At 59.4% G+C, this 20,132-nt stretch carries 20 protein-coding genes; 10 read left to right on the top strand and 10 right to left on the bottom strand.

The features are described from left to right. Positions 1–16 precede the first annotated feature (16 nt). Together lspA and ileS are read right to left on the bottom strand one after the other, a co-directional pair. Entirely contained in the window at positions 17–598 is a 582-nt protein-coding gene (gene lspA, locus ACWNRM_RS04725) for a signal peptidase II (protein ID WP_485169816.1), read from the bottom strand. Then, positions 595–3,483 carry an isoleucine--tRNA ligase gene (ileS, locus tag ACWNRM_RS04720; protein WP_485169817.1) on the bottom strand — a complete coding sequence of 963 codons (2,889 nt, stop codon included), beginning with the start codon at positions 3,481–3,483 and terminating at the stop codon, positions 595–597. The genes lspA and ileS overlap by 4 nt, the downstream gene beginning before the upstream one ends. Before the next feature lie 116 nt (positions 3,484–3,599). Between ileS and ACWNRM_RS04715 the strand changes: the two genes are divergently transcribed. After that, positions 3,600–4,379: a hypothetical protein gene (locus tag ACWNRM_RS04715; protein WP_485169818.1), complete on the top strand. Its 780-nt coding sequence runs from the start codon at positions 3,600–3,602 to the stop codon at positions 4,377–4,379. 120 nt (positions 4,380–4,499) lie between these two features. Here the strand turns inward: ACWNRM_RS04715 and ACWNRM_RS04710 are convergent, their stop codons facing one another. From ACWNRM_RS04710 to ACWNRM_RS04675, 8 genes are read right to left on the bottom strand one after another with little or no spacing between them, the layout of a single operon-like run. Beyond that, a complete protein-coding gene (locus ACWNRM_RS04710) occupies positions 4,500–4,895 on the bottom strand; it encodes a fosfomycin resistance glutathione transferase (RefSeq protein WP_485169869.1) in 396 nt (131 codons plus the stop codon). Between the two features lie 37 nt (positions 4,896–4,932). Continuing rightward, on the bottom strand, positions 4,933–5,862 hold the full coding sequence (locus tag ACWNRM_RS04705; protein WP_485169819.1) for a bifunctional riboflavin kinase/FAD synthetase: 930 nt from the start codon (positions 5,860–5,862) through the stop codon (positions 4,933–4,935). After that, positions 5,859–6,551 carry an acireductone synthase gene (gene mtnC / locus ACWNRM_RS04700; RefSeq protein WP_485169820.1) on the bottom strand — a complete coding sequence of 231 codons (693 nt, stop codon included), beginning with the start codon at positions 6,549–6,551 and terminating at the stop codon, positions 5,859–5,861. Before mtnC ends, ACWNRM_RS04705 begins: the two co-directional genes overlap by 4 nt. Then, the gene (locus ACWNRM_RS04695) at positions 6,548–7,105 is read right to left on the bottom strand and encodes a 1,2-dihydroxy-3-keto-5-methylthiopentene dioxygenase (RefSeq protein ID WP_485169821.1); all 558 of its coding nucleotides are present in this window, start codon (positions 7,103–7,105) and stop codon (positions 6,548–6,550) included. Before ACWNRM_RS04695 ends, mtnC begins: the two co-directional genes overlap by 4 nt. After that, positions 7,102–7,719: a methylthioribulose 1-phosphate dehydratase gene (locus ACWNRM_RS04690; protein ID WP_485169822.1), complete on the bottom strand. Its 618-nt coding sequence runs from the start codon at positions 7,717–7,719 to the stop codon at positions 7,102–7,104. The genes ACWNRM_RS04695 and ACWNRM_RS04690 overlap by 4 nt, the downstream gene beginning before the upstream one ends. A 7-nt stretch (positions 7,720–7,726) precedes the next feature. Continuing rightward, the gene (locus ACWNRM_RS04685; RefSeq protein WP_023979341.1) at positions 7,727–8,029 is read right to left on the bottom strand and encodes a twin-arginine translocase TatA/TatE family subunit; all 303 of its coding nucleotides are present in this window, start codon (positions 8,027–8,029) and stop codon (positions 7,727–7,729) included. Between the two features lie 51 nt (positions 8,030–8,080). Next, on the bottom strand, positions 8,081–8,587 hold the full coding sequence (locus ACWNRM_RS04680) for a CHAP domain-containing protein (protein ID WP_309683310.1): 507 nt from the start codon (positions 8,585–8,587) through the stop codon (positions 8,081–8,083). Between the two features lie 47 nt (positions 8,588–8,634). Then, positions 8,635–9,267, bottom strand: a complete 633-nt coding sequence (locus ACWNRM_RS04675; protein WP_485169823.1) for a regulatory protein RecX — start codon at positions 9,265–9,267, stop codon at positions 8,635–8,637. 60 nt (positions 9,268–9,327) lie between these two features. Between ACWNRM_RS04675 and ACWNRM_RS04670 the strand changes: the two genes are divergently transcribed. From ACWNRM_RS04670 to ACWNRM_RS04630, 9 genes are all read left to right on the top strand, one after another. After that, a complete protein-coding gene (locus tag ACWNRM_RS04670) occupies positions 9,328–10,914 on the top strand; it encodes a D-aminopeptidase (protein ID WP_485169824.1) in 1,587 nt (528 codons plus the stop codon). Between the two features lie 129 nt (positions 10,915–11,043). Continuing rightward, on the top strand, positions 11,044–12,270 hold the full coding sequence (locus ACWNRM_RS04665) for an acetylornithine transaminase (RefSeq protein ID WP_485169825.1): 1,227 nt from the start codon (positions 11,044–11,046) through the stop codon (positions 12,268–12,270). Then, positions 12,267–13,250, top strand: coding sequence for an ornithine carbamoyltransferase (gene argF / locus ACWNRM_RS04660; protein ID WP_485169826.1), 984 nt, complete (start codon positions 12,267–12,269; stop codon positions 13,248–13,250). The genes ACWNRM_RS04665 and argF overlap by 4 nt, the downstream gene beginning before the upstream one ends. Positions 13,251–13,302: 52 nt before the next feature. Continuing rightward, positions 13,303–14,220, top strand: coding sequence for an Hsp33 family molecular chaperone HslO (gene hslO / locus ACWNRM_RS04655; protein ID WP_485169827.1), 918 nt, complete (start codon positions 13,303–13,305; stop codon positions 14,218–14,220). Continuing rightward, a complete protein-coding gene (locus ACWNRM_RS04650; protein ID WP_485169828.1) occupies positions 14,217–15,227 on the top strand; it encodes a hypothetical protein in 1,011 nt (336 codons plus the stop codon). The genes hslO and ACWNRM_RS04650 overlap by 4 nt, the downstream gene beginning before the upstream one ends. Before the next feature lie 28 nt (positions 15,228–15,255). After that, positions 15,256–16,116 (top strand): hypothetical protein, encoded by an 861-nt coding sequence (locus ACWNRM_RS04645; RefSeq protein ID WP_485169829.1) that lies wholly within the window; start codon positions 15,256–15,258, stop codon positions 16,114–16,116. Between the two features lie 151 nt (positions 16,117–16,267). Continuing rightward, positions 16,268–16,963, top strand: a complete 696-nt coding sequence (locus ACWNRM_RS04640; RefSeq protein WP_485169830.1) for a gluconate 2-dehydrogenase subunit 3 family protein — start codon at positions 16,268–16,270, stop codon at positions 16,961–16,963. Between the two features lie 27 nt (positions 16,964–16,990). Continuing rightward, positions 16,991–18,769, top strand: coding sequence for a GMC family oxidoreductase (locus tag ACWNRM_RS04635; RefSeq protein ID WP_485169831.1), 1,779 nt, complete (start codon positions 16,991–16,993; stop codon positions 18,767–18,769). Continuing rightward, entirely contained in the window at positions 18,766–20,100 is a 1,335-nt protein-coding gene (locus ACWNRM_RS04630; RefSeq protein ID WP_485169832.1) for a c-type cytochrome, read from the top strand. The genes ACWNRM_RS04635 and ACWNRM_RS04630 overlap by 4 nt, the downstream gene beginning before the upstream one ends. Positions 20,101–20,132: the final 32 nt, after the last annotated feature.

The raw sequence follows: 20,132 nt of genomic DNA, 5'->3' as shown, positions 1-20,132 counted from the left end.
CGGCATCGACAAGAGATCAATGCTCGCGATGTCCTGGGCCATGATCGGAGGCACCCCCCAAGACAGATGCAGGCTTTTCACCGGCAGTTGACGGGCGACGATCCGACAGGATGGAGTCGATCACCCAGGCGACCACACCACAATCAATGGCCGAATCGGCAACGTTGAAAACATACCAGCTCCAGCCATAGGCATGGACGTGAATGAAATCGACCACAGCACCAAAGCGCACACGGTCGATGACGTTGCCCAATGCGCCGCCTGCGATGGCAGCTGAGGCAATCGCCACAGCCATGCGTGAGGTGCGCAAGGTCTGCCATAGCAAGACCAGCACCGCGATAAGCGCCACTGTGCAAAACAGCAACGGCCCGTAACGGCCGACGCTGCCGAGCATGCCAAACGTCACAGCATGGTTCCATACCATTGTGAAATTCAGCCCCGGCGCGATGACCACACTCCCCTTTGCGGGAAGGTCGAATACGTTCAGGATCCACCATTTGCTGGCCTGATCGGCGCAAAGCACGACAATGAACGCCGCCAGACCGGCCAGCAAGGTTGCTGGTCGGCCGAAGGAGAGCGTGACTTTGGCTGATTTCACGCCGTCACCACATCGCTACAGCGCAGGCAAAGGCCCGGATGGGTGGTCTGGCTCCCGACTTCGGGCAGGACACGCCAGCAGCGAAGGCACTTGCTGCCCGCAGCCTCGCCCACACCTGGCCCCGGATGAGCGCTGACAACGCCCTCGTGCTCGGTGGTGGCGCTGTCATCGATATAGAGCGACGGCACGTTGGTCAGGAGCTGGATATCGGCCTGCGAGACAATGGCGAGTTCGGCCCAGTCCACGTCGCCGAACACGGCCTGTTCCTGTTCGGTCAGGGGCAGGCTGAGACGAGCTTCGAGAGACGAGCCAATCACACCACCCCGACGCGCACCCTCAAGCTCGGTCGTGATGACGCGTCGCAGAGCACGGATACGATTCCAGCGCTCGCCCAGCACCGTGTCATGCCATGCGGGGTCGGGCTCAAGGAACGCCTGGAGATGCACCGAACTCTCTTCGCCAAAGCGCGATGTCCAGGCTTCTTCAGCCGTGAAGACCAGAACCGGCGCAAGCCAGGTGGCGAGGGCACGATGCAGGATATCGAGCACGGTGCGGGCAGCACGACGACGCAGTGAAGACGGCGCATCGCAATAGAGTGCGTCCTTGCGCACGTCGAAATAGAAGGCCGAAAGATCGGTCGTGCAGAACCCGTGCAGCATCGGATACACGCCCACCCATTGATGGGTCTGTACTGCCTGCTTGAGAAGGCCGCCCAGATCGCTCAGGCGATGCAGGATATAGCGCTCAAGCTCGGGAAGCTGCTCGAAAGGTACCGCCTCTTCAGGGGTAAACCCGTCGAGCGCGCCCAGCAGCCAGCGCAGCGTGTTGCGCAGGCGACGATAAAGCTCACCCTGCTGCTTGAGGATCTCGTTACCGATACGCAGGTCTTCATTGCTGTCGGAGTTCACAACCCACAGACGCAGGATATCTGCGCCAAGCTTGTCGGTCACTTCCTTGGGCGCAATCACATTACCCAACGATTTCGACATCTTGCGGCCCTGCTCATCAAGCACGAAGCCGTTGGTGACGATGGCCTTCATGGGAGCCACGCCACGTGTGCCGACGCTCTCGAGCAGCGAGGACTGGAACCAGCCGCGATGCTGATCGGAGCCCTCAAGGTAGAGATCAGCCGGGAAGTTCAGACCGTCCTGACCCAGCACGAAGCTATGGGTCGAACCGCTTTCAAACCAGACATCGACGATGTCGAACACCTGTTCGTACTGCGCGGGGTCACGACCTTCGCCAAGGAAGGTGGCGGGGTCAGCGCTATACCAGATATCGGCACCATGCTCGGCCATGGCATTCACGATACGCTGCATGACCGCCGGATCTCGCAGCACCTCGCCCGTGCTCTTTTCCACGAAAACGGCAATCGGCACGCCCCAGGCGCGCTGACGACTGATGCACCAGTCAGGACGCTGTTCGATCATGGAGGTGAGGCGGTTGCGTGCAGCCTCTGGCACGAAGGTGACATCTGCCAGCGCATCCAGCGCCTTGCGACGCAGGGCCTGATCACCATCCATGCGGATGAACCATTGAGGGGTGGCACGGAAGATGATCGGCTTACGCGAGCGCCATGAGTGCGGATAGGAGTGCACGATGCTCGACCGGGCCACAAGGCCCGCAGCGGCATCGCCATTGGCAGCCCAGCGCTGCGCTGCCTCGGTCAGGGCATTGCAGACCGGGTCAGCCGCCTTGAACACATGGATACCAGCAAAATGGGGAACCCACGGCGCATAGGTGCCGTCATCCTGCACCAGTTCGGGCACTTCAATGCCGTACTGGCGTGTCAGCAGGAAGTCGTCCTGACCATGAGCCGGAGCCATGTGCACAAGGCCCGTACCGGCATCGGTCGTCACGAACTCGCCGGGCAGCATTGGCACGTCGAATTCATAGCCACAGCCACGCAGCGGGTGGGCACAGATCGTGCCCTCGAGCGCCTCACCGGGCAAAGTGTAGAGAATGTGATGGTCCTGGATACCGGCCTGCTTGCAGAAATCGCTGACGCGCTCTTCGGCGACCAGAAAACGTGAGCCGGGAGCAACGAGGCTGTTCTCTTCCATGATGTCGGCACGCAGCACGACATAGGCAATTTCAGGCCCATAGGCGATGGCGCGATTGGCCGGAATCGTCCAGGGCGTGGTGGTCCAGATAACCGCAGAAGCCCCCTGAAGAGCCTGACCGGGCGTCGGATCGGCCTCGATGGGGAAAGCCACATGGATCGTGGTGGACGTGATGTCGTGATATTCGATCTCGGCTTCAGCGAGCGCTGTCTTCTCGACCGGGCTCCACATGACCGGGCGCAGACCACGATACAGCCCGCCATTCAGCAGGAACTTGCCGATTTCGCCCACGATGGCGGATTCGGAGGAAAAATCCATGGTGGCGTAACGGTTCTTCCACTCGCCCTGCACGCCCAGACGCTTGAATTCCTCGGCCTGAATGTCGAGCCAGCGACGCGCGTACTCGCGACATTCGGCGCGGAACTGCAGAACAGGCACATCGTCCTTGTTCTTGCCTGCCTTGCGGTATTCTTCCTCGACACGCCATTCGATCGGCAGGCCGTGACAATCCCAGCCAGGCACATAGCGCACACGAGCGCCATTCATGCGCTGGGCACGGTTGATCACGTCCTTGTTGATCTTGTTCAGGGCGTGACCGATATGCAGGTGACCGTTTGCATAGGGCGGGCCATCATGCAGGGTGAAAACCGGCTTGCCCTTGCCTGCCTCGACAATGCTCTCATCCAGCCCCATCGACTCCCAGCGCGCCAGAATTTCCGGCTCACGCGTCGGCAGATTGCCACGCATCGGGAAGCTGGTACGGGGCAGAAAGACCGTGTCGCGATAACGGTCCTGAGGATCTTGGCTTTTGGAATCAGGCATTTTCGATCAATCGACGGAGTCAGGGAACCGGGAGTTATGCGAATAGGGAGGCTCGCGGGTCAAGTGCCGAGGTGCAATGCGGCGATGATCGAAGCTGGATAACGGTCAGCCAAGGAATGGATCTGGCGACGATATACGCTGCCTTCACGGTCATGAGGCATGTCATCAATCTGTATTTGATGTTACCATTACTCAAAATACGGGAAAATCCGATAAAGAACCTTATCCTGCTCGCTCTTTCAATCGTGTCATGCCTGGCATGTACGGAGTCTTGTGCTGAAGAGTTCAAATTCGATACTGAAATCACGATTACACAGATCGACAGGGTGGTTGCCGTTCTCAACAAAAATGCACACGATTATGAGAATGAGATGGAAACGATCACGGCGGCCAGTCGCGATGGGCGGATTCTCGTTGAGGAAACCGAACTGACCCGGGAGGCTGACAACTGTGTCCAGGCGTTCTCCAGAGACAAGCTCAAACAGCTTCTCTATGACGCGACAGCCAATCGTTACTGCAACACCAATCTGAAGTTTCTGATGAATGGAAATGTGTCGCTAAGACTGATTTTTTCCTGCATGGCAAGGAGTTCTATCGCGTTCTCCAGACCCCGTTTTCATGCACGATCGTCAACTGACCAGGCGCACCCCGATCACAACCGCAGCACGCTCTCTATCGGCCTTACAAGCGGCGAATTCTCGTCGTCGGAAGGCCGGGCCCGGAACAGACGGCATCGAGTGTCGTGTCGATCTGCTCACCAAGTGAAGCGAGGTCCTGCCGCAGGAAATCGCGCAGGCGTATCAAGCGTGAAACGCTCTCACGGCGGCGGTTCTCTTTCTGGGCAATATGCTGTTCCATTGCCTGCATCTGATACATTTGCATCGCACCGAACATGACAGCCTCCCACGCCTCATTAACCGTGGGTAATCTATAACATCATGTCATGTGAGATAAAACATAAAAAACTTCACAAAACAGGCAAGTCCTCCTCAGGCCCTTCCTGTCAGGGTCATTATTCAATGATCCTCGCCTGATGCGGCATGTAGCGATCGCAAACGGGTCGACAGTGATCCCACGTGGATTTCGAGCTTGTGACCATCAGGATCGAGAAAATAGAGCGAATCGCCTTCGCTTCTGTTCTGCTTCCACAGCGTCACCCTGCCGAGGAGTTTCTCACACATCGTGGCAAATCCTGCGGGCTCGACAGTGAAAGCCAGATGGGAGTCATCACGCCGGGTGATGGCTTGAGAGTCAGGCAGCAACTCAAGACAAAGCCAAAGGGAGCCGGCCTCGAGATACGCTCCCTTCTCCCATCTCTCACGAAGGGCGCAGCCAAGAAAATCGCGGTAAAACGGAATTGACCGATCAAGATCGCGAACACAGAGCGTGACGTGATTGATGCCCTTGATCAGACTTCTGTCAGACAAAACCAGGGTCTCGCGTGTTCAATCAAGGAAGAGCGGAAAGCACGAGACGTGCACTTGCAGCATCCTCGGCAATCTGTGCTTTCAGTTCGTCAAGGCCGTTGAACCGACGCTCATCACGCAGAAGCTTGTGCAGGCTGACCTCAAGCGTCTGACCGTAGAGATCCTCATTCAGGTCGAAAAGATGCGCTTCGAGCCGACTTTCCTGCCCGTCATTGATTGTCGGACGGCGGCCAATATTCGCGACACCCGGACTGATCCGTCCGTCAGGATGGTGCACTGTCACGGCATAAACACCACGTGCGGGCTCAACATGTCGTCCGAGGGGAATATTGGCCGTAGGAAAACCAAGAAGGCGCCCGCGTTTATCGCCATGGGCGACCTCGCCCCGGATGAACCATGACCGGCCCAGTTCCTCAGCGGCGCGCTCGGGGTAACCTTCCTGAAGCAGACGCCGGATTCGTGAGGACGAAAAAGGACCGCTGATATCGGTCAGGGGCGGCACCACAGTCAGCCCGATACCGAGCGTTTCGAGCTTGCGCGCGAGGTAGTCGATATTGCCCGCTCTGCGATGGCCGAAAGCGAAGTCAGGCCCGCACGCCACATGTTGCACGCCCAGCGCGTTGTGAAGCACATCCTCGACGAACTGGTCCGGGTTCAGATGACTGAAATCGGCATCGAACGGTAGCTGGAAGATGGAGCGTACGCCCTGCTCATGCAGAAAGAAGGCTCTTGTCTCGGGCAGCATGAGACGCAGGGGTGGGTCCTGAGGACGAAAATACTCGCGCGGATGCGGCTCGAAGGTGACTGCCCCAAGCGCCAGATCGGGCCGCGCACCATGGAGGGATCTGAGAAGATGGACATGCCCGAGATGCACACCATCGAAATTACCGAGAGCTACGGCGGCACCACGGGCTTTTGCGGGTATCGCCGTCCAGTTCTCGTACAGGGTCATGAAACCGGCAGCTCGAACTGTCGGCTGACACCTGCCAGGTCGATAGCCTGACGAACACCTGCATGAGGCTGGGTGCCATCCTCGGCACGAACAAGCTGGCAGACCTTGAGCCCGGCCTCAAGAGCGGCGTCGAGCTCGGCCCCTATATCGGAAAGGAACAGGATCTCTTCGGGGGCAACACCTGCACGGGTAGCAATCTCGCGATAGCTTTCGGCAATTTTCTTGCCGCCAATATCGAGGTCGTAAAATGCCTCAAACAGATCTGTCAGATCACCCGCATCAGAATAGCCATAGAGCAGGCGCTGTGCGCTGGCGGAGCCCGAAGAGTACACCGCAAGGCGTAACCCCGCCTTGTGCCACGCCTTCAGGGCGGGAGCTACGTCTGGATAAAGACGGGCCTTGAGTTCCCCGCTTTCGAAACCCGTTTTCCAGGCAAGGCCTTGCAGGGACTTCAGAGGGGCCACCTTCTCGTCGCGTACCGTCCAGTCATGGAGCTGCGCCACAGGATCACATCCTGGATTGGCCGCCTCGATATCGGCCAGCGCGACCTTGACCAGCGGATCGCTGGCCTTTTCGCGCAGCAGATCGGGCATGACCTTGTCCGAATACGGAAACAGCACATCCTTGACGAAGGAAATCGGCAGGGTTGTTCCCTCGATATCGAGCAGAACCAGACGAATAGCGCTCATGCGGCAATATCCGGAATCGTGACGGGAAAACGACGGGCAATCTCGTCACCGGTATAATCGGCAACCCAGCCTGTCGTATCTGTGAAAACGCGCAGCGCGACGACGTCGGGCGACAGACCTGCATCGAACCAGTGAGGCGTTCCCGCCGGGACGGAAATCAGATCACCCTGAATACAGAGCACAAAATAGACCTTGTCGCCCACATGGAGCACGAAGGCCCCCTGCCCATGCACGAAGAAACGAACCTCATCTTCACTATGGGTATGCTCAGACAGGTATTTTTCGCGCATGGCGGCAATCTGGGGTGTATGGCGATCAAACCGCACGACGTCGGCACTGCCTGCGCCGGTCTCACCCATCAGTCCGTCGAGATAGGGACGATAAGCCTCCAGAATTTCTTCCGGGGGCGCGTCCTTCGTCGGCGTCACGGGGGACTGCCAACGCTCGAAACGCACATTCAGGGGGCGCAGCGTCTCTGCGATTTCACGTCCATCCTGCGTATCGAGCAGAATGGTCTCAGGCGCGTCATCGCGATAGATCGTCAGTCGGCTCATGCTTTCCGCCTTTCGAGTTCGCAGGCCAGCAGGAATTCCAGCCCTTCGAGACGGGCCAGCGCCATCGCCATGTCCCGCCCCCAGACATAAACACCATGCCCCCGGATAATATAGCCCGCAGGCATTTTCCCGAGTGAGGGCGCGACGACGCCTGCCAGCCTTGCGATATCTTGGTCGTTATCAAAGACAGGCACGTCAATGGACGTTTCGTGGGTTGATTGACCCTCGAAAACCTTCAGCAATTCGTAACCTGCCAGAGTAAGGGACGCCCCCGGCATCACCATGGAAAGCACGGTTGCCGCAACAGAATGACCATGCAGCACCGCCCCGATTGAAGGATCGAAAGCGTAAAGCTGCGTGTGCAACAATGTCTCGGCACTGGCCTTTTGCGTCGCATCAAGCGGATACCCGTGCGGGTCGATCTCGATAACATCCAGCTCGGTCAGGAAGCCCTTGTGCCCACCAGAGCGCGTAATCGCGATGCGCCCGTCAGACAGACGTCGGCTCAGATTGCCGGCCGTGGCGGGAACCCAGCCGCGCTGGTCCATTCGCTGTCCGGCCCGGATCACATCCTGCACAGCACCCGACCAGAGCCGGTCAGAAACCTCGGTCATGAACAGCTCAGTGATTGGTGTTGTTCACACTGCCACCGGAAACCGGAGGCGTGTACTGGGGTGCCTGGAAATTCCCGTGGGGAACACCTTGAGGCGCGCCCTGGGCATTGCCATGCGGCGGGGGGGCAATCTGCCCGTTGGGCTGGGCCGGATGGGTGTCCATGGATTCGTCTTCGGCCATGTTCTTCTTGAAGGATTTGATGCCCTTCGCAAAGTCGCCCATCAGCCCGCTGATCTTGCTGCCACCACCGAACAGGATGAGCACAACGGCAAGCACTATCAGCCAGTGCAGGGGACTCATGCTACCCATAATCTCTCTCCTTGTGTGACGGGACCATCCAGCCGTCTTTTTTCTCGCTTCTCACATGGCGTGATCACGCGCCACTTGCAAGCGCGCAATATCGTCCAGATCACGCGGTACGATAAAGCCGTAAGTGGGATAGGCACGCGCACCGAGGCTCCTGATGGGGGCCCAGTAAACGCGCACGAGAGACCAGTCATTCCCCGGAGAGACATCAATGACCGGCACGGATCGATCGATCCGGCCCGGCTCCCAATTGGCATGTTCCACGAGGATCTTGCGCGACGAGACCGTACTGCGCACGACAGAAACATGACCTGAAGGCAGGCGCCCGGTCGACCGAAACACAAGGATCTCGCCCTGCGCCGGCGTCTGCGTTCGCCGGTATTTGCCTGAGGCACCACGCCACCATGATGATGCAGCCCCATAAAGTGCCACGCCCGTCTTGGCTCGTGCATAAGGTGCGCACTGGAGCGGGCCATTGAAACTGGCGCGACTGTATTCCCGCGGGCCACCCCCACAGGCAGCGAGCCCCAGACACAGGCCCAGCCCCAACCCACGCCCCAGAAACGGGCTCAATTTGCGCAAGGTCTTTCTTTCCAACCCAGTATCTCTCATGACGATTTAAGCGCCATGACGCGATCCTCCGCTTCTGTCAGATCCAGAGCCAGCGCCTGTTCGGCCACGTCTCGACCAAATCCGGCGCGGGCAAAAATCGCCAGAGCCCGCTGATGGGCTTCCCCTGCATCACTGCGGGCCATGTCACCCTCACCCCGGGCAAAGGGCCCAAGCCGACGCTTGCGGGCCAGGACAAGGGCTGCCGCCAGTTCACGCTCCTTTGCCTCGTCGTCGTGCCGATGGCCAAGAGCCTCTTCCATCGCCTCGCCCAACGTCTCGGCCCCGATCCCTTTCTGAGTGAGACTGGCCGCCACGGCACGGCGGGACCGCCCGGACCGGGTCAGGCTGAGCGAGCGGGAACGCGCGAAGGCGGCATCATCCAGTGCGCCGATGCGACGCATATCGCTGACGATCCCGGCAATAACCGCGCGGCTTTTCTCGCGCTCTGAGTCGATCTGGTCTGTCTCGCCTCCCTGGGTGGCGAATTTACGCGCCCAGCGCATCACGGCACGGTCAAGCACCTGCGCAAGCCCCTGTTCGGTCGCGGCAAAGCGCGCCAGATGACGCAGGGCCGCCTCACGCAGTGTTTCCGCTGTCGGCGGGGGAGTCTGATCCGGAATCGCTGACATGAGAGGAGTGTGCCATAATTTCATGGCAGCAACATGGTAAAAACCCGCCGGAGATTCTCCATGCCCCATTCTATGCTTGATCGTGTTCTGACGGCCCTGCCCTCTGCCTATCCAGGGCCCGGCGGGGCGGCAGCGGTGATCCACAAGGGCGAGATCATTGCGCGACATAGCTGGGGGTTTGCCAATGCCGAAACCCGTACGGCGTTCACGCCGCAGACACTTTTTCGCATGTGCTCGATCACGAAGCAGTTCACCTGCGCCCTGCTCGACGCCGTAGCGGACAAGGCCCGGCTGGATGCCGTCATCGCCTCTCGCCTGCCCTTGCTACAGGAGCCACCGCCGGACATTTTTCACCTCGCTCACAACCAGTCAGGTCTGCGTGATTACTGGGCGGTGGCCATGCTGCATGGCGCTCCCACGGAATCGGTTTTTGGTCTGGCAGAGGCACGACGGGTGATTGGCGGCACCAGATCCCTGCATTTCAGGCCCGGCACCAGCTACTCCTACGTCAACCAGAATTTTCATCTGATCTCCGAAGCGCTTGAGGCCTGCACAGGACAGAGCTTTGCTGAATTGCTGCGCGCACGGATTTTCGAACGCTATGGCATGAAAAGCGCCTTTCTTGCGGCAAACACGCAATCCATGCCGGACGGAACGCAAGGCTATGAGGGCAGTGAAGCCACCGGCTATCGTCAGGCGGTCAACAACATCTTCTGGACGGGCGATGCCGGGCTGGGGGCCAGCCTGGACGATATGATTGCCTGGGAATGTGCGATCGACGCCCAGCGCGATGATCCCCAAGGGTTCTATAACCGGCTCAGCGCGTCCGTAACCTTCAGCGATGGCACCCCTGCCCGCTACGGCTTCGGGTTGCAGCGCGGACGCCTGTTTGGCCATGCCATGACCGGACACGGCGGCGCCCTGCGCGGCTGGCGTAGCCACAGGTTGCACCTGGCAGAAGAACGGCTGTCGGTTGTGGTCATGTTCAACCACATGTCAGAGGCACATTCGGCGGCGGCAGAACTGGCGGGAGCCGCGCTTGGCATCCCCCCATCCCCGCCTGCCAAGGCGTCCGGCAACCCGGCCATAATCGGGCATTATCTTGACGCGCAGACCGGTCTTTCGGCCACGATCACATCGTCAGATCAGAATGGCGCGTCAGGCAGCGCTCTGGCACTTCGTTATGCCTATCCGCCCGAGCGCCTGGATAACTGGACCCAGAGCGGTGCCGGTCGCGACGGCACCACCCTGACATTTCAGGATGACAGGCACCCCGAGCACGGACTGATCATGGACCGTCCACAGGAAAATACCCGGCGTATCCTGTCGCGTCTGGCCATGACACAATCGCATCAGGATCTGGCAGGGAGGTATATGTGCGAAGAACTCGACAGCATCCTGACCCTGTCCGATGCAGGCGGCGCGCTCTATGGCGCCTTCTCGGGCATGCTGGGGCAAGGGCGCATGGAGAGGCTTCTGCCGCTTGGAGATGATGTCTGGCTTATCCCGTGTCTGCGTGCGCTCGATCATTCGCCGCCGGGGTACTGGACCCTCTCCTTCCAGCGGGATGCGGCTCAGGCCCTGCGCGGCATACGTGTCGGATGCTGGCTGGCGCGCGACCTGTTTTATCACATCATAACAGACTGAATTTGACGAACCGGGGGGATTAACCCCATCATGGTAAGGCAGCAGCCCGTGCCCTGCCCTGATTCCTCAGGTGCGGGGCTCTTGTTGTTGCATCTTTCCAATCCATTTCAACCGGGCTCTCATATCGCCATGATTTCCGCTCTGATGCCAACATTCAAACGAGTCGACCTTGCTTTCGAGCATGGTCAGGGCGCTTGCTTGTACACGGCTGACGGGCGACGATTTCTCGATTTCGGGGCGGGTATTGCCGTCTCGTCGCTCGGGCATGGTCATGAGGGGCTGGTCAAGGCGATCGCCGAACAGGCCGCACGCGTCATGCACGTGTCCAACCTGTATCGCATCCCGCAGGCCGAGAAACTGGCCGACAGGCTGGTGGCTCATTCCTTTGCCGACAGCGTCTTCTTCTGCAATTCCGGCGCAGAAGCCAATGAAGGCATGGTCAAGATGATCCGCAAGACCCAGGCAGGTCGCGGTCATCCCGAGCGCACGCGCATCATCTGCTGCAACGGCGCCTTTCACGGGCGCACGCTTGCCATGATCGCCGCCACGGGCAACCCGGCCTATCTCGAAGGTTTCGGTGCCCCTGTCGAGGGCTTCGATCACGTCCCCTTCAACAACATGAATGCGCTGCGTGCCGCCATCACACCCGAGACAGCCGGCATCATGATCGAGCCCATCCAGGGCGAGACAGGCATCAAGCAGGCTGATCCGCAGTTCATGACCGGGCTGCGCCAGGTTTGCGACGAGTTTGGCCTGATCCTTGCGCTGGACGAGGTTCAGACCGGCATGGGCCGAACCGGCAAACTCTTTGCCCATGAGTGGTATGGCGTCACACCCGATGTCATCTCGGTTGCCAAGGGCATTGCGGGCGGTTTCCCCATGGGGGCCATTCTTGCCAGTGAGGAAGTTGCCGCATCGATGGGTGCAGGTTCGCATGGCACGACTTTTGGCGGCAATCCGCTGGCCTGTGCTGCTGGCAACGCCGTGCTGGATGTGATTCTTGCCGATGGCTTCCTCGATGAGGTCGCGCAAAAGGGCACCATGCTCGGCAATGAACTGGCGGCTCTGGTGCATGATCATCCGCGCGTATTCGAGCTTGCCCGTGGCCGCGGTCTGATGTGGGGTCTGAAATGCAGGATGCCTGTTGCCCAGGTTCAGGCTCAGGTCATGGCTGAAGGCCTCCTCACCGTGACAGCAGGTGAGAATGTGCTGCGGCTCCTGCCGCCGCTGGTTGTGACCCAGGAGGACTGCCGCGAAGCCTGCGCCATTCTCTCCCAAGCGGCCCAAGCACTGGAAGCGCAGGAAGACGCGACATCAGACAACAAGACGAACAGCCGGACGGAGAGCCAGGCATGACCATTCAGACGAACGCCAGCGCTCATACACCGATCCGCCACTTCCTCGACCTGCGCGACCTCGACAGCGCCACGCTGCGCGACATCATCGATGTCGGTCGTGCGGTCAAGGCGATGCAGAATAAACGCCGCGCTCCGATGCATCCCGCTCACCCGCTAGCCGGGCGTACGCTGGGGCTGATGCTGTCCAAGCCTTCCACACGCACGCGCCTCTCTTTCGAGGTGGGCATGCGTCAGCTGGGCGGCGATGTCTCTGTGCTGTCGCCGTCAGACATGCAGATCGGCAGAGGCGAAAGCCTCGCCGATACGGCGCGTGTTCTCTCGCGCTTTCTGGACGTTCTCGTTGTCCGCACCGGCGAGACGGATATGCTGGGCGAACTGGTCCGCTGGAGCTCCATCCCCGTCGTCAACGGGCTTACACCGGACTCGCATCCCGTGCAGATCCTGGCGGATATCATGACCTATGAAGAGCATCGCGGTCCTGTCGCGGGCTCGCACTGGGCATGGATCGGTGATGGCAACAACGTGGCTGCATCCCTGATCGAAGGCGCCGTCCGCTTCGGGTTCTCTCTCACCCTTGCAACGCCCGAATCCATGAAGCCTCGTCAGGATGTTCTGGACTGGGCGCGCGCCGAAGGGGGGCAAATCCGCCTTGTTCATGACCCCATCGAGGCCGTCAGGGAGGCGGGCTGCATCGTAACCGATACATGGACCAGTATGTCCGATGAGGAATCGGCGGTGCGTCTGAACACCCTGCGCCCTTTCCAGGTCAATACGACCCTGATGCAGAAAGCGCCCGAAGGGGCCCTGTTCATGCACTGCCTGCCTGCCCATATCGGTGAGGAAGTGACCGAAGACGTGTTTGAAAGCCCGGCCTCCGTTGTGTTTGACGAGGCCGAAAATCGTCTCCATGCCCAGAAGGGTCTTCTGCTCTGGGTTCTTGGGGGCGAGAACTGGCGCGACTTCGGTAGCCCGGCCTGACCCGGTCGGGTGATGGTTTCACCCTGAGTATGAAGTAATTGTTGAAGCACAGATGATCGAGACACCTGCCTTTCTTGATACGCAACGCCCGGAGGAAGTGCCTGATCTCGTGATCTCGCATGGCATCACGCCATTTCATCTGGCGAAGCGACCGGTGCGTGGGCGACTGGTACGGCTTGGCAAGCTGGCTGACATCATGCTGACGCGTCACGATATTCCGGATGACGGCCGCATCCTTGCCGGTGAAGCGCTCTCGCTTGTTGCCGGCCTGAGTGCCGGTCTGAAGTTCAAGGGATCATTCTCGCTACAGATCAAGGGCGATGGTCCGGTCTCCATGCTGGTGACCGATTGCACCGACGCCGGTGAATTGCGGTTTTACCTGCGGGCGCCTGACACGCTCGAAACCGGATCGGCCCGCTCGCTTCTCGGCGAGGGATATTTCGCGTTCACGATCGACCAAGGGGCCCACACCGAGCGTCATCAAGGCATTGTAGCGCTCGAAGGCGAAACCCTCGCTGACATGGCTATGCATTATTTCACCACCAGTGAGCAGCATCAGTGCTGGATGCGCCTTTATTGCGAAAAGACCCCGGATGGCTGGCAGGCCGGAGCCCTGCTTCTGGAAAAGATAGCCGAAGAGGGCGGAATTTCATCAGGGGCCGACAGCGATGAGGACGCCTGGGAGACGGCGAGCGTTCTGGGCAATACCCTGACCTCCGCCGAGCTTTTCGACCCCAGGCTGAGTGCCACCACCCTTATCGAACGCCTGTTCGGTACACAGGATGTTATCGTGGATCGCCCGCGGGCGGTCAGTCTCGGCTGCCGGTGCAATCGTGCGCGTCTGGCAAGTGTGCTCTCCACTTTTCCGGAAGATGATCTCGACCATATGGCTGAAGAGGGTCAGATCACCATGAACTGCGAGTTTTGCAATGTCGGATTTCGCTTCGATCGGACCGAGATTGCGCGATGAACGACGCAGAGATCTTTCTGGAATCAGCCTGGGTCAATGGCGAGAAAATCAACTCGCTCTATGATCAATGGCTTCCCCAGAAAGTCATTGCGCTTGCCGATGACGTCACCTGCGTGACATTCAGCGATGCGTTGAGCGACCGAAAGGCTGTCTGGTATTTCAACGCGAACCGGGAATATTGCGGATCACATATTGAAGTCGTGCAACGGTTGCAGCCTGCCGATATCCTGTCCTCCGTTTCACCATCGTTCGACACGTTATCACGTACGTCCCTGAGTTCCACGCCTTCGGTCATTGGCGATGTGCCTCCGCCGCCACTTTTTCTGGCGACCCAACTCGCGGCCGCATGGGCGGTACGCATGATGGCCGACCTGCAACAAATCCAGTCCGCTTTGATCGAACAGGAACGGGACATTGCGCGAATTGACGACAGACCTCTGTCCAATCGCGGCGTAAGACGCCTGCTCGGCACACGTATCGGCCTTGAAACCCTGGTCGTTTTGTCCCCTTTCTCGGGGACGCCACTGCGCTCACAAATTTCATTCGTTGTTGAGCATCGGCTGATCCATCGTTTTCATGACGCTGAGCTCGATTGCGCCTTCTACCTCGCGTGGTGGGAAAAACAGATCGACGCACCGCCGACCTTCTATTGCCCGAAGGCGAATATCATCGTCAGCGACGAGAGCATGGCTGCCATGCTGCCATCCCATATTCTCGGCTGGTATCTGAGCACCCCCGATCACGCGAGCATAATTGCCGGAGCGCAGGCTTTTGAAGCCCGCGATTACGGTCTGGGCAAGGCATCGAACCTCATGGCCGAACCTCACGAACCTGCCACGACATTGCCTGCAACACCGCAGGCAGCTTCGGCGGACATGATCTCTGAATCCTGGGCGTATCTCCACCAGCATCAGCCCTCAGGCGAGGCAATACCTGGGACGCGGCAGGACTCCGGACAATCAGCCGGGCTCATGAATCGGCTGCGTTCCCTCATCAAGAAAAAATAACGATCGTCAGCATTTTCAGGAGCAGATCATGTCGCGAAACCCGTCCCGCATTCAGTCTTTCCTTCGTTTTGGTTCGGTCTGTCTCCTGCTGGGCAGCGTGTCGCCCCTGCTGACGGCCTGCGGTGACAGCGAGCCGCAAAGCTTTGCTCCGCTGGATTACAGTTATCTCAGCAAGATGCACCTCAACGTGGCGCATATCGAAGTCGTGGATTCCGCCCCTCCCGGCAGCACACCTGGAGATATTTCCGCCAAGGCCCCTACGCCTCCCCAGCAGGCGCTGGAACAAATGGCACGTGACCGCCTGATTGCCAGTGGTTCAGAGGGTAACGGCACGTTCACCATTACAAAAGCCAGCATCCTGCATGCACCCGGCGGTACTCTGCTCGGCGAACTCGAAGCTCACGTCGATCTGTCTGCCCCTTCCGGCGGCCGGGCTGGATATGCCCTCGCTCATATCACCCGCAGTCTCAACCCGGGTGACAAGGATCCGGAATCACGCGCGGTCTTGTACGATCTGACGACACAGATGATGCAGGACATGAATGTGGAGCTGGAGTTCCAGATCAGGAAATCACTGCATGACTGGCTGGTCGATGCCAGCGGCGCCCCGCTTCCGGGTGCCATTACACAACAGGATATCGGCCCGAGCTCCTCCTTGCCTGCGCCAGCGGCCCCGGGTGCCGTCTCGCCTGCCAACACACCTGCTGCCACTCCCGCTCAGAATGAGACAGGTACGCCCACAGTCACTTCGTCCAAGCCCGCAACCCCGCAGGAGCCCGATGCCATTTTCCCCTTGGGAGACGATGCCTCAACGGCCGCACCTGCTACAGCGCCCGGGGTCAAATCACCCAAGCCCGGTGTCCTGTCACTCCCGTCTCAACACTCCTGAGCCAGCGCTCTCGGGCCAACCGGTATACGCCTGACCCGTCTCACCGGTTGGTTCTTCAGAAAGCGGCTTGCATTTCCCCCGGCAATCGCGAAGAAGGAAGCTGCGCCCATAATGTGGGAATCACGCAGCATTGTTCTGTCAGGAGAACAGATTGAGCGCCCATTCATCCTCACGCCGACGCTTTGTCAGAAACGCAGCCGGCACGACGGCCTTCTTTCTGCTCGCCGGACAGGAATTTCAGGTACCAGCCTTTGCGGCCTCCGCCAGCGAGAATGAAGGCAAGCGCTTCTTCTCCCCTGCTGAACATCGCTTTCTCAGTGCCGCCTGCGATTGCATCTACCCCGATGACGCCTTCGGCCCTGGCGCGACCGCATTGGGCGTGCCGACATTCATCGACAGGCAGATGCAAACCCCCTACGGCCGCGGCGAACTCTGGTACATGCAGGGTCCATTTCAGGATGGCCCCGCCAATCTTGGGTATCAGCTTCCTCTGGCGCCGTGCGATCTCTACCGACAAGGAATCGAGGCAGCCAATCACTACGCTAATGTGGAACGTGGCAAGGATTTTGCCAACCTGCCGCAGAATATCCAGATTGAGCTTCTGACCGCGTTCGAAGGTGGCGCGGTCCATTTCCCCGCCTTCAATGCCCGTCTGTTTTTCGAGCAGCTGCGCCGCAACACGCTCGAAGGCGCTTTTGCCGACCCGATCCATGGTGGCAATCGTCATATGCGGGGCTGGATGTTGCTCGGCTTTCCCGGCTCACGCGCCGATTTCATGGACTGGATCAATCAGGAAGGGGCACCCTACCCCTTCGGCCCCGTATCGATCGACGGCCAGAAGGCCTGACCCCGCTTATTACCGAGTAGCAGACGCATGACTTTAAAACGGACCGACGTTGTCATTATTGGGGCTGGCTGGGCAGGCGCCATCCTTGCCAAGGAAATGCGCGAGGCCGGGCGAAACGTCGTCATGCTTGAGCGCGGGCCCGAGCGTAAAACAGCCGATGAGGGAACATATCCCGGCTCCATCGACGAATTGCGCGGGGCCATTCGTCATCGCCTTTTCCAGAACCCGGCCAAAACGACCGTCACCATCCGCAACACCATCAACCAGACAGCCCTGCCGTACAGGCAGCTGGCCGCGTTCCTTCCGGGAGAAGGCGTTGGAGGTGCCGGTCTGCACTGGTCCGGCGTACATTTTCGCGCTGCCCCGGATGACCTTCGACTCAAAAGCCACGTCATCGAACGCTATGGCGCAAAATTCATTCCTGAAACAATGAATCTGCAGGATTACGGCGTCACCTACGAGGAACTGGAACCATTCTTCGACAAGGCGGAAAAGGTTTTCGGCACTTCTGGTGAAGCTTACAAAATCAACGGGCAGATTGTCGGAAAGGGGAACGTTTTCGCCCCGTCACGCAGCGACAACTTCCCACTGCCTGCAATGCAGGATGTCTACACCGCCAGTCTGTTCAGAAAGGCAAGTGCCGAGGCGGGCTATCATCCTTATGCCCTGCCAGCCGCAAATGCCTCGAAACAATATACGAATACCTATGGCCTTCAGATGGGGCCATGCAATTTCTGCGGTTACTGTAGCGGTTATGACTGCTACATGTATTCCAAGGCATCACCCAACATCAATATTCTGCCTGCCCTGCGTAACGACCCGGAATTCACCCTGATTACCGATGCTCACGTGCTAAGGGTCAATCTGGACAGCGATCGCCGCAAGGCCACAGGCGTGACCTATCTCGACCAACGTGAAAACCGCGAAAAGACCATTGAGGCAGAACTGGTCATTCTTGCTGCCTTCCAGTTCCACAATGTCCATCTCATGCTTCTTTCCGGTATCGGCAGACCCTATGACCCGGTCAGTAATACCGGCGTTGTGGGACGTAATTTCGTCTATCAGACCATCACAACGTCCCGCGCATGGCTCTCTGAAAACCAGTACACCAACCAGTTTGTCGGGGCAGGCGGCGCAGGCGTCGCCATAGACGATTTCAACAGCGATAATTTCGATCACGGCCCGCTGGGCTTCATCGGCGGGTCACCGATCTGGGTCAACCAGGCCGGTGTCAAACCGATCGCCGCCGCCATGACAGGCGGCGGGAAGTCAGCCCCGCGCTGGGGAGCTGGCTACAAGGCGGGCCTTGTCGACACCTACAAGCATTCGATGGCCATGGACGCGCATGGCAGCAACATGGCCTATCGCGACGTCTATCTTGATCTGGATCCGACCTGGAAAGACAGCTACGGCCAGCCACTTCTGCGCATGACCTTCACGTGGAAGGAAAACGACATTCGCATGAACCAGTACGTCGTAGGCAAGATCGAACCGATCATGAAAGCCCTCGGGGCCAGACGCTACGAGTTGGGCAGGCTCGAACATGGCGAGGCCTTCGATACACGACGCTATCAGACTACCCATCTGGGCGGAGGAGCGGTTATGGGTACAAGCCCACAGGATAGCGCTCTGAACCGCTATCTGCAGAGCTGGGACGTCTCGAACGTTTTTGTCATCGGCTCCAACGCTTTTCCCCAGGGCATGGGTTACAACCCGACAGGCACCGTCGCGGCCCTGGCTTACTGGGCGGCGTATCATATCCGTACCCAGTATCTGTCACAGCCCGGCCCACTGGTCTCACTATGATGAAGCGACTGTCTCTCCTGCTCGCCACGGGCTTTACCGTCATCGGCGCGCTCGCGGTCACCCCGATGGGTTACGCCCAGACGGCCGATCATCGGAGCCTGATCGATCAGGGACGTTACGTGGCTGAGACAGCCGATTGTTCGGCCTGCCACACCCACGACCCTTCCGCCCCCTATGCGGGTGGCAATCCTTTCGTTCTGCCCATCGGCACGATCTATGCACCCAACATCACCCCTGACGTGCAGCATGGCATCGGCACCTATACGGAAGCCGACTTTACCAGAGCTCTCCGTCAGGGCATCGGCAGAAACGGTAAGCCCCTTTATCCGGCCATGCCGTTCCCGTCCTACGCACGCATGACCGATGCCGATATCCATGCGCTCTGGATCTATTTCCGCGAGGGCGTCGCCCCACTTGCCAAAGCCCCGCCAGCAAACACCATACCTTGGCCCCTCTCGATGCGCTGGCCCATGACGCTATGGCGCTGGGCCTTTGCGCCCACACCCAAGGCTGCCATGGCCAATGCCGAACGCCCCTTCGCCTCCGCTGAGATCGCACGCGGGGCCTATCTGGTGGAGGGTCCCGGCCATTGCGGGGCATGCCACACGCCCCGTGCCCTGACCATGCAGGAAAAATCACTCTCAAGTGACCAGGGTGCCACGTATCTGGCAGGTGGCAGCGCTGTCGATGGCTGGACACCGGTCAATCTCCGGCAGGACAACAGAACAGGTCTGGGGCGATGGAGCGAGGATGACATTGTCGCCTTTCTTGCCACCGGTCGCAACCAGCATGGATCGTCTTTCGGCGGCATGAGCGAGGCCATCGTACACGGCACACAATATCTGAGCGATGCCGATCTCCACGCCATTGCGCGCTATCTCAAGACTGAGCTCCCGGCGCGCAAGAAAGAAACACCATGGCAAGCCAACATGACCGTTGCCAATGCGTTGCATCAGGGGCGTCTCCCAGATCATGGGGCACAGGTCTATGTCGACCGGTGCGCCGCCTGCCATCGGACTGACGGTCATGGCTACGCACCAGCCTTTCCGCCCCTGGCAGGCAACCCCACTCTCATGGACAAGGATCCCGGATCACTCATTCTGATCGTGCTGCGTGGCGCAAGCGTACCCGCAACAACCAAGGCACAATCATCGCTGACCATGCCGGGTTTTGGTCACGTTCTGACCGATCAGGATATTGCCGATGTTGTAACATTCATACGCCACAGCTGGGGCAACACGGGTAGCGCTGTCTCGACAGACGACGTCCGGTCTTTCCAAGCGCACAACGCGGAGTGGATCAGGAACACGGCGTCCAATCCACTGAACTGATATTCCGGCACTGAAGATACGCGCCAAACATC

The sequence above is a fragment of the Asaia sp. A2 genome, assembly GCF_057319415.1.
The sequence above is the reverse complement of the archived record's forward strand: the minus strand, read 5'-3'. Positions and strand labels throughout refer to the sequence as shown.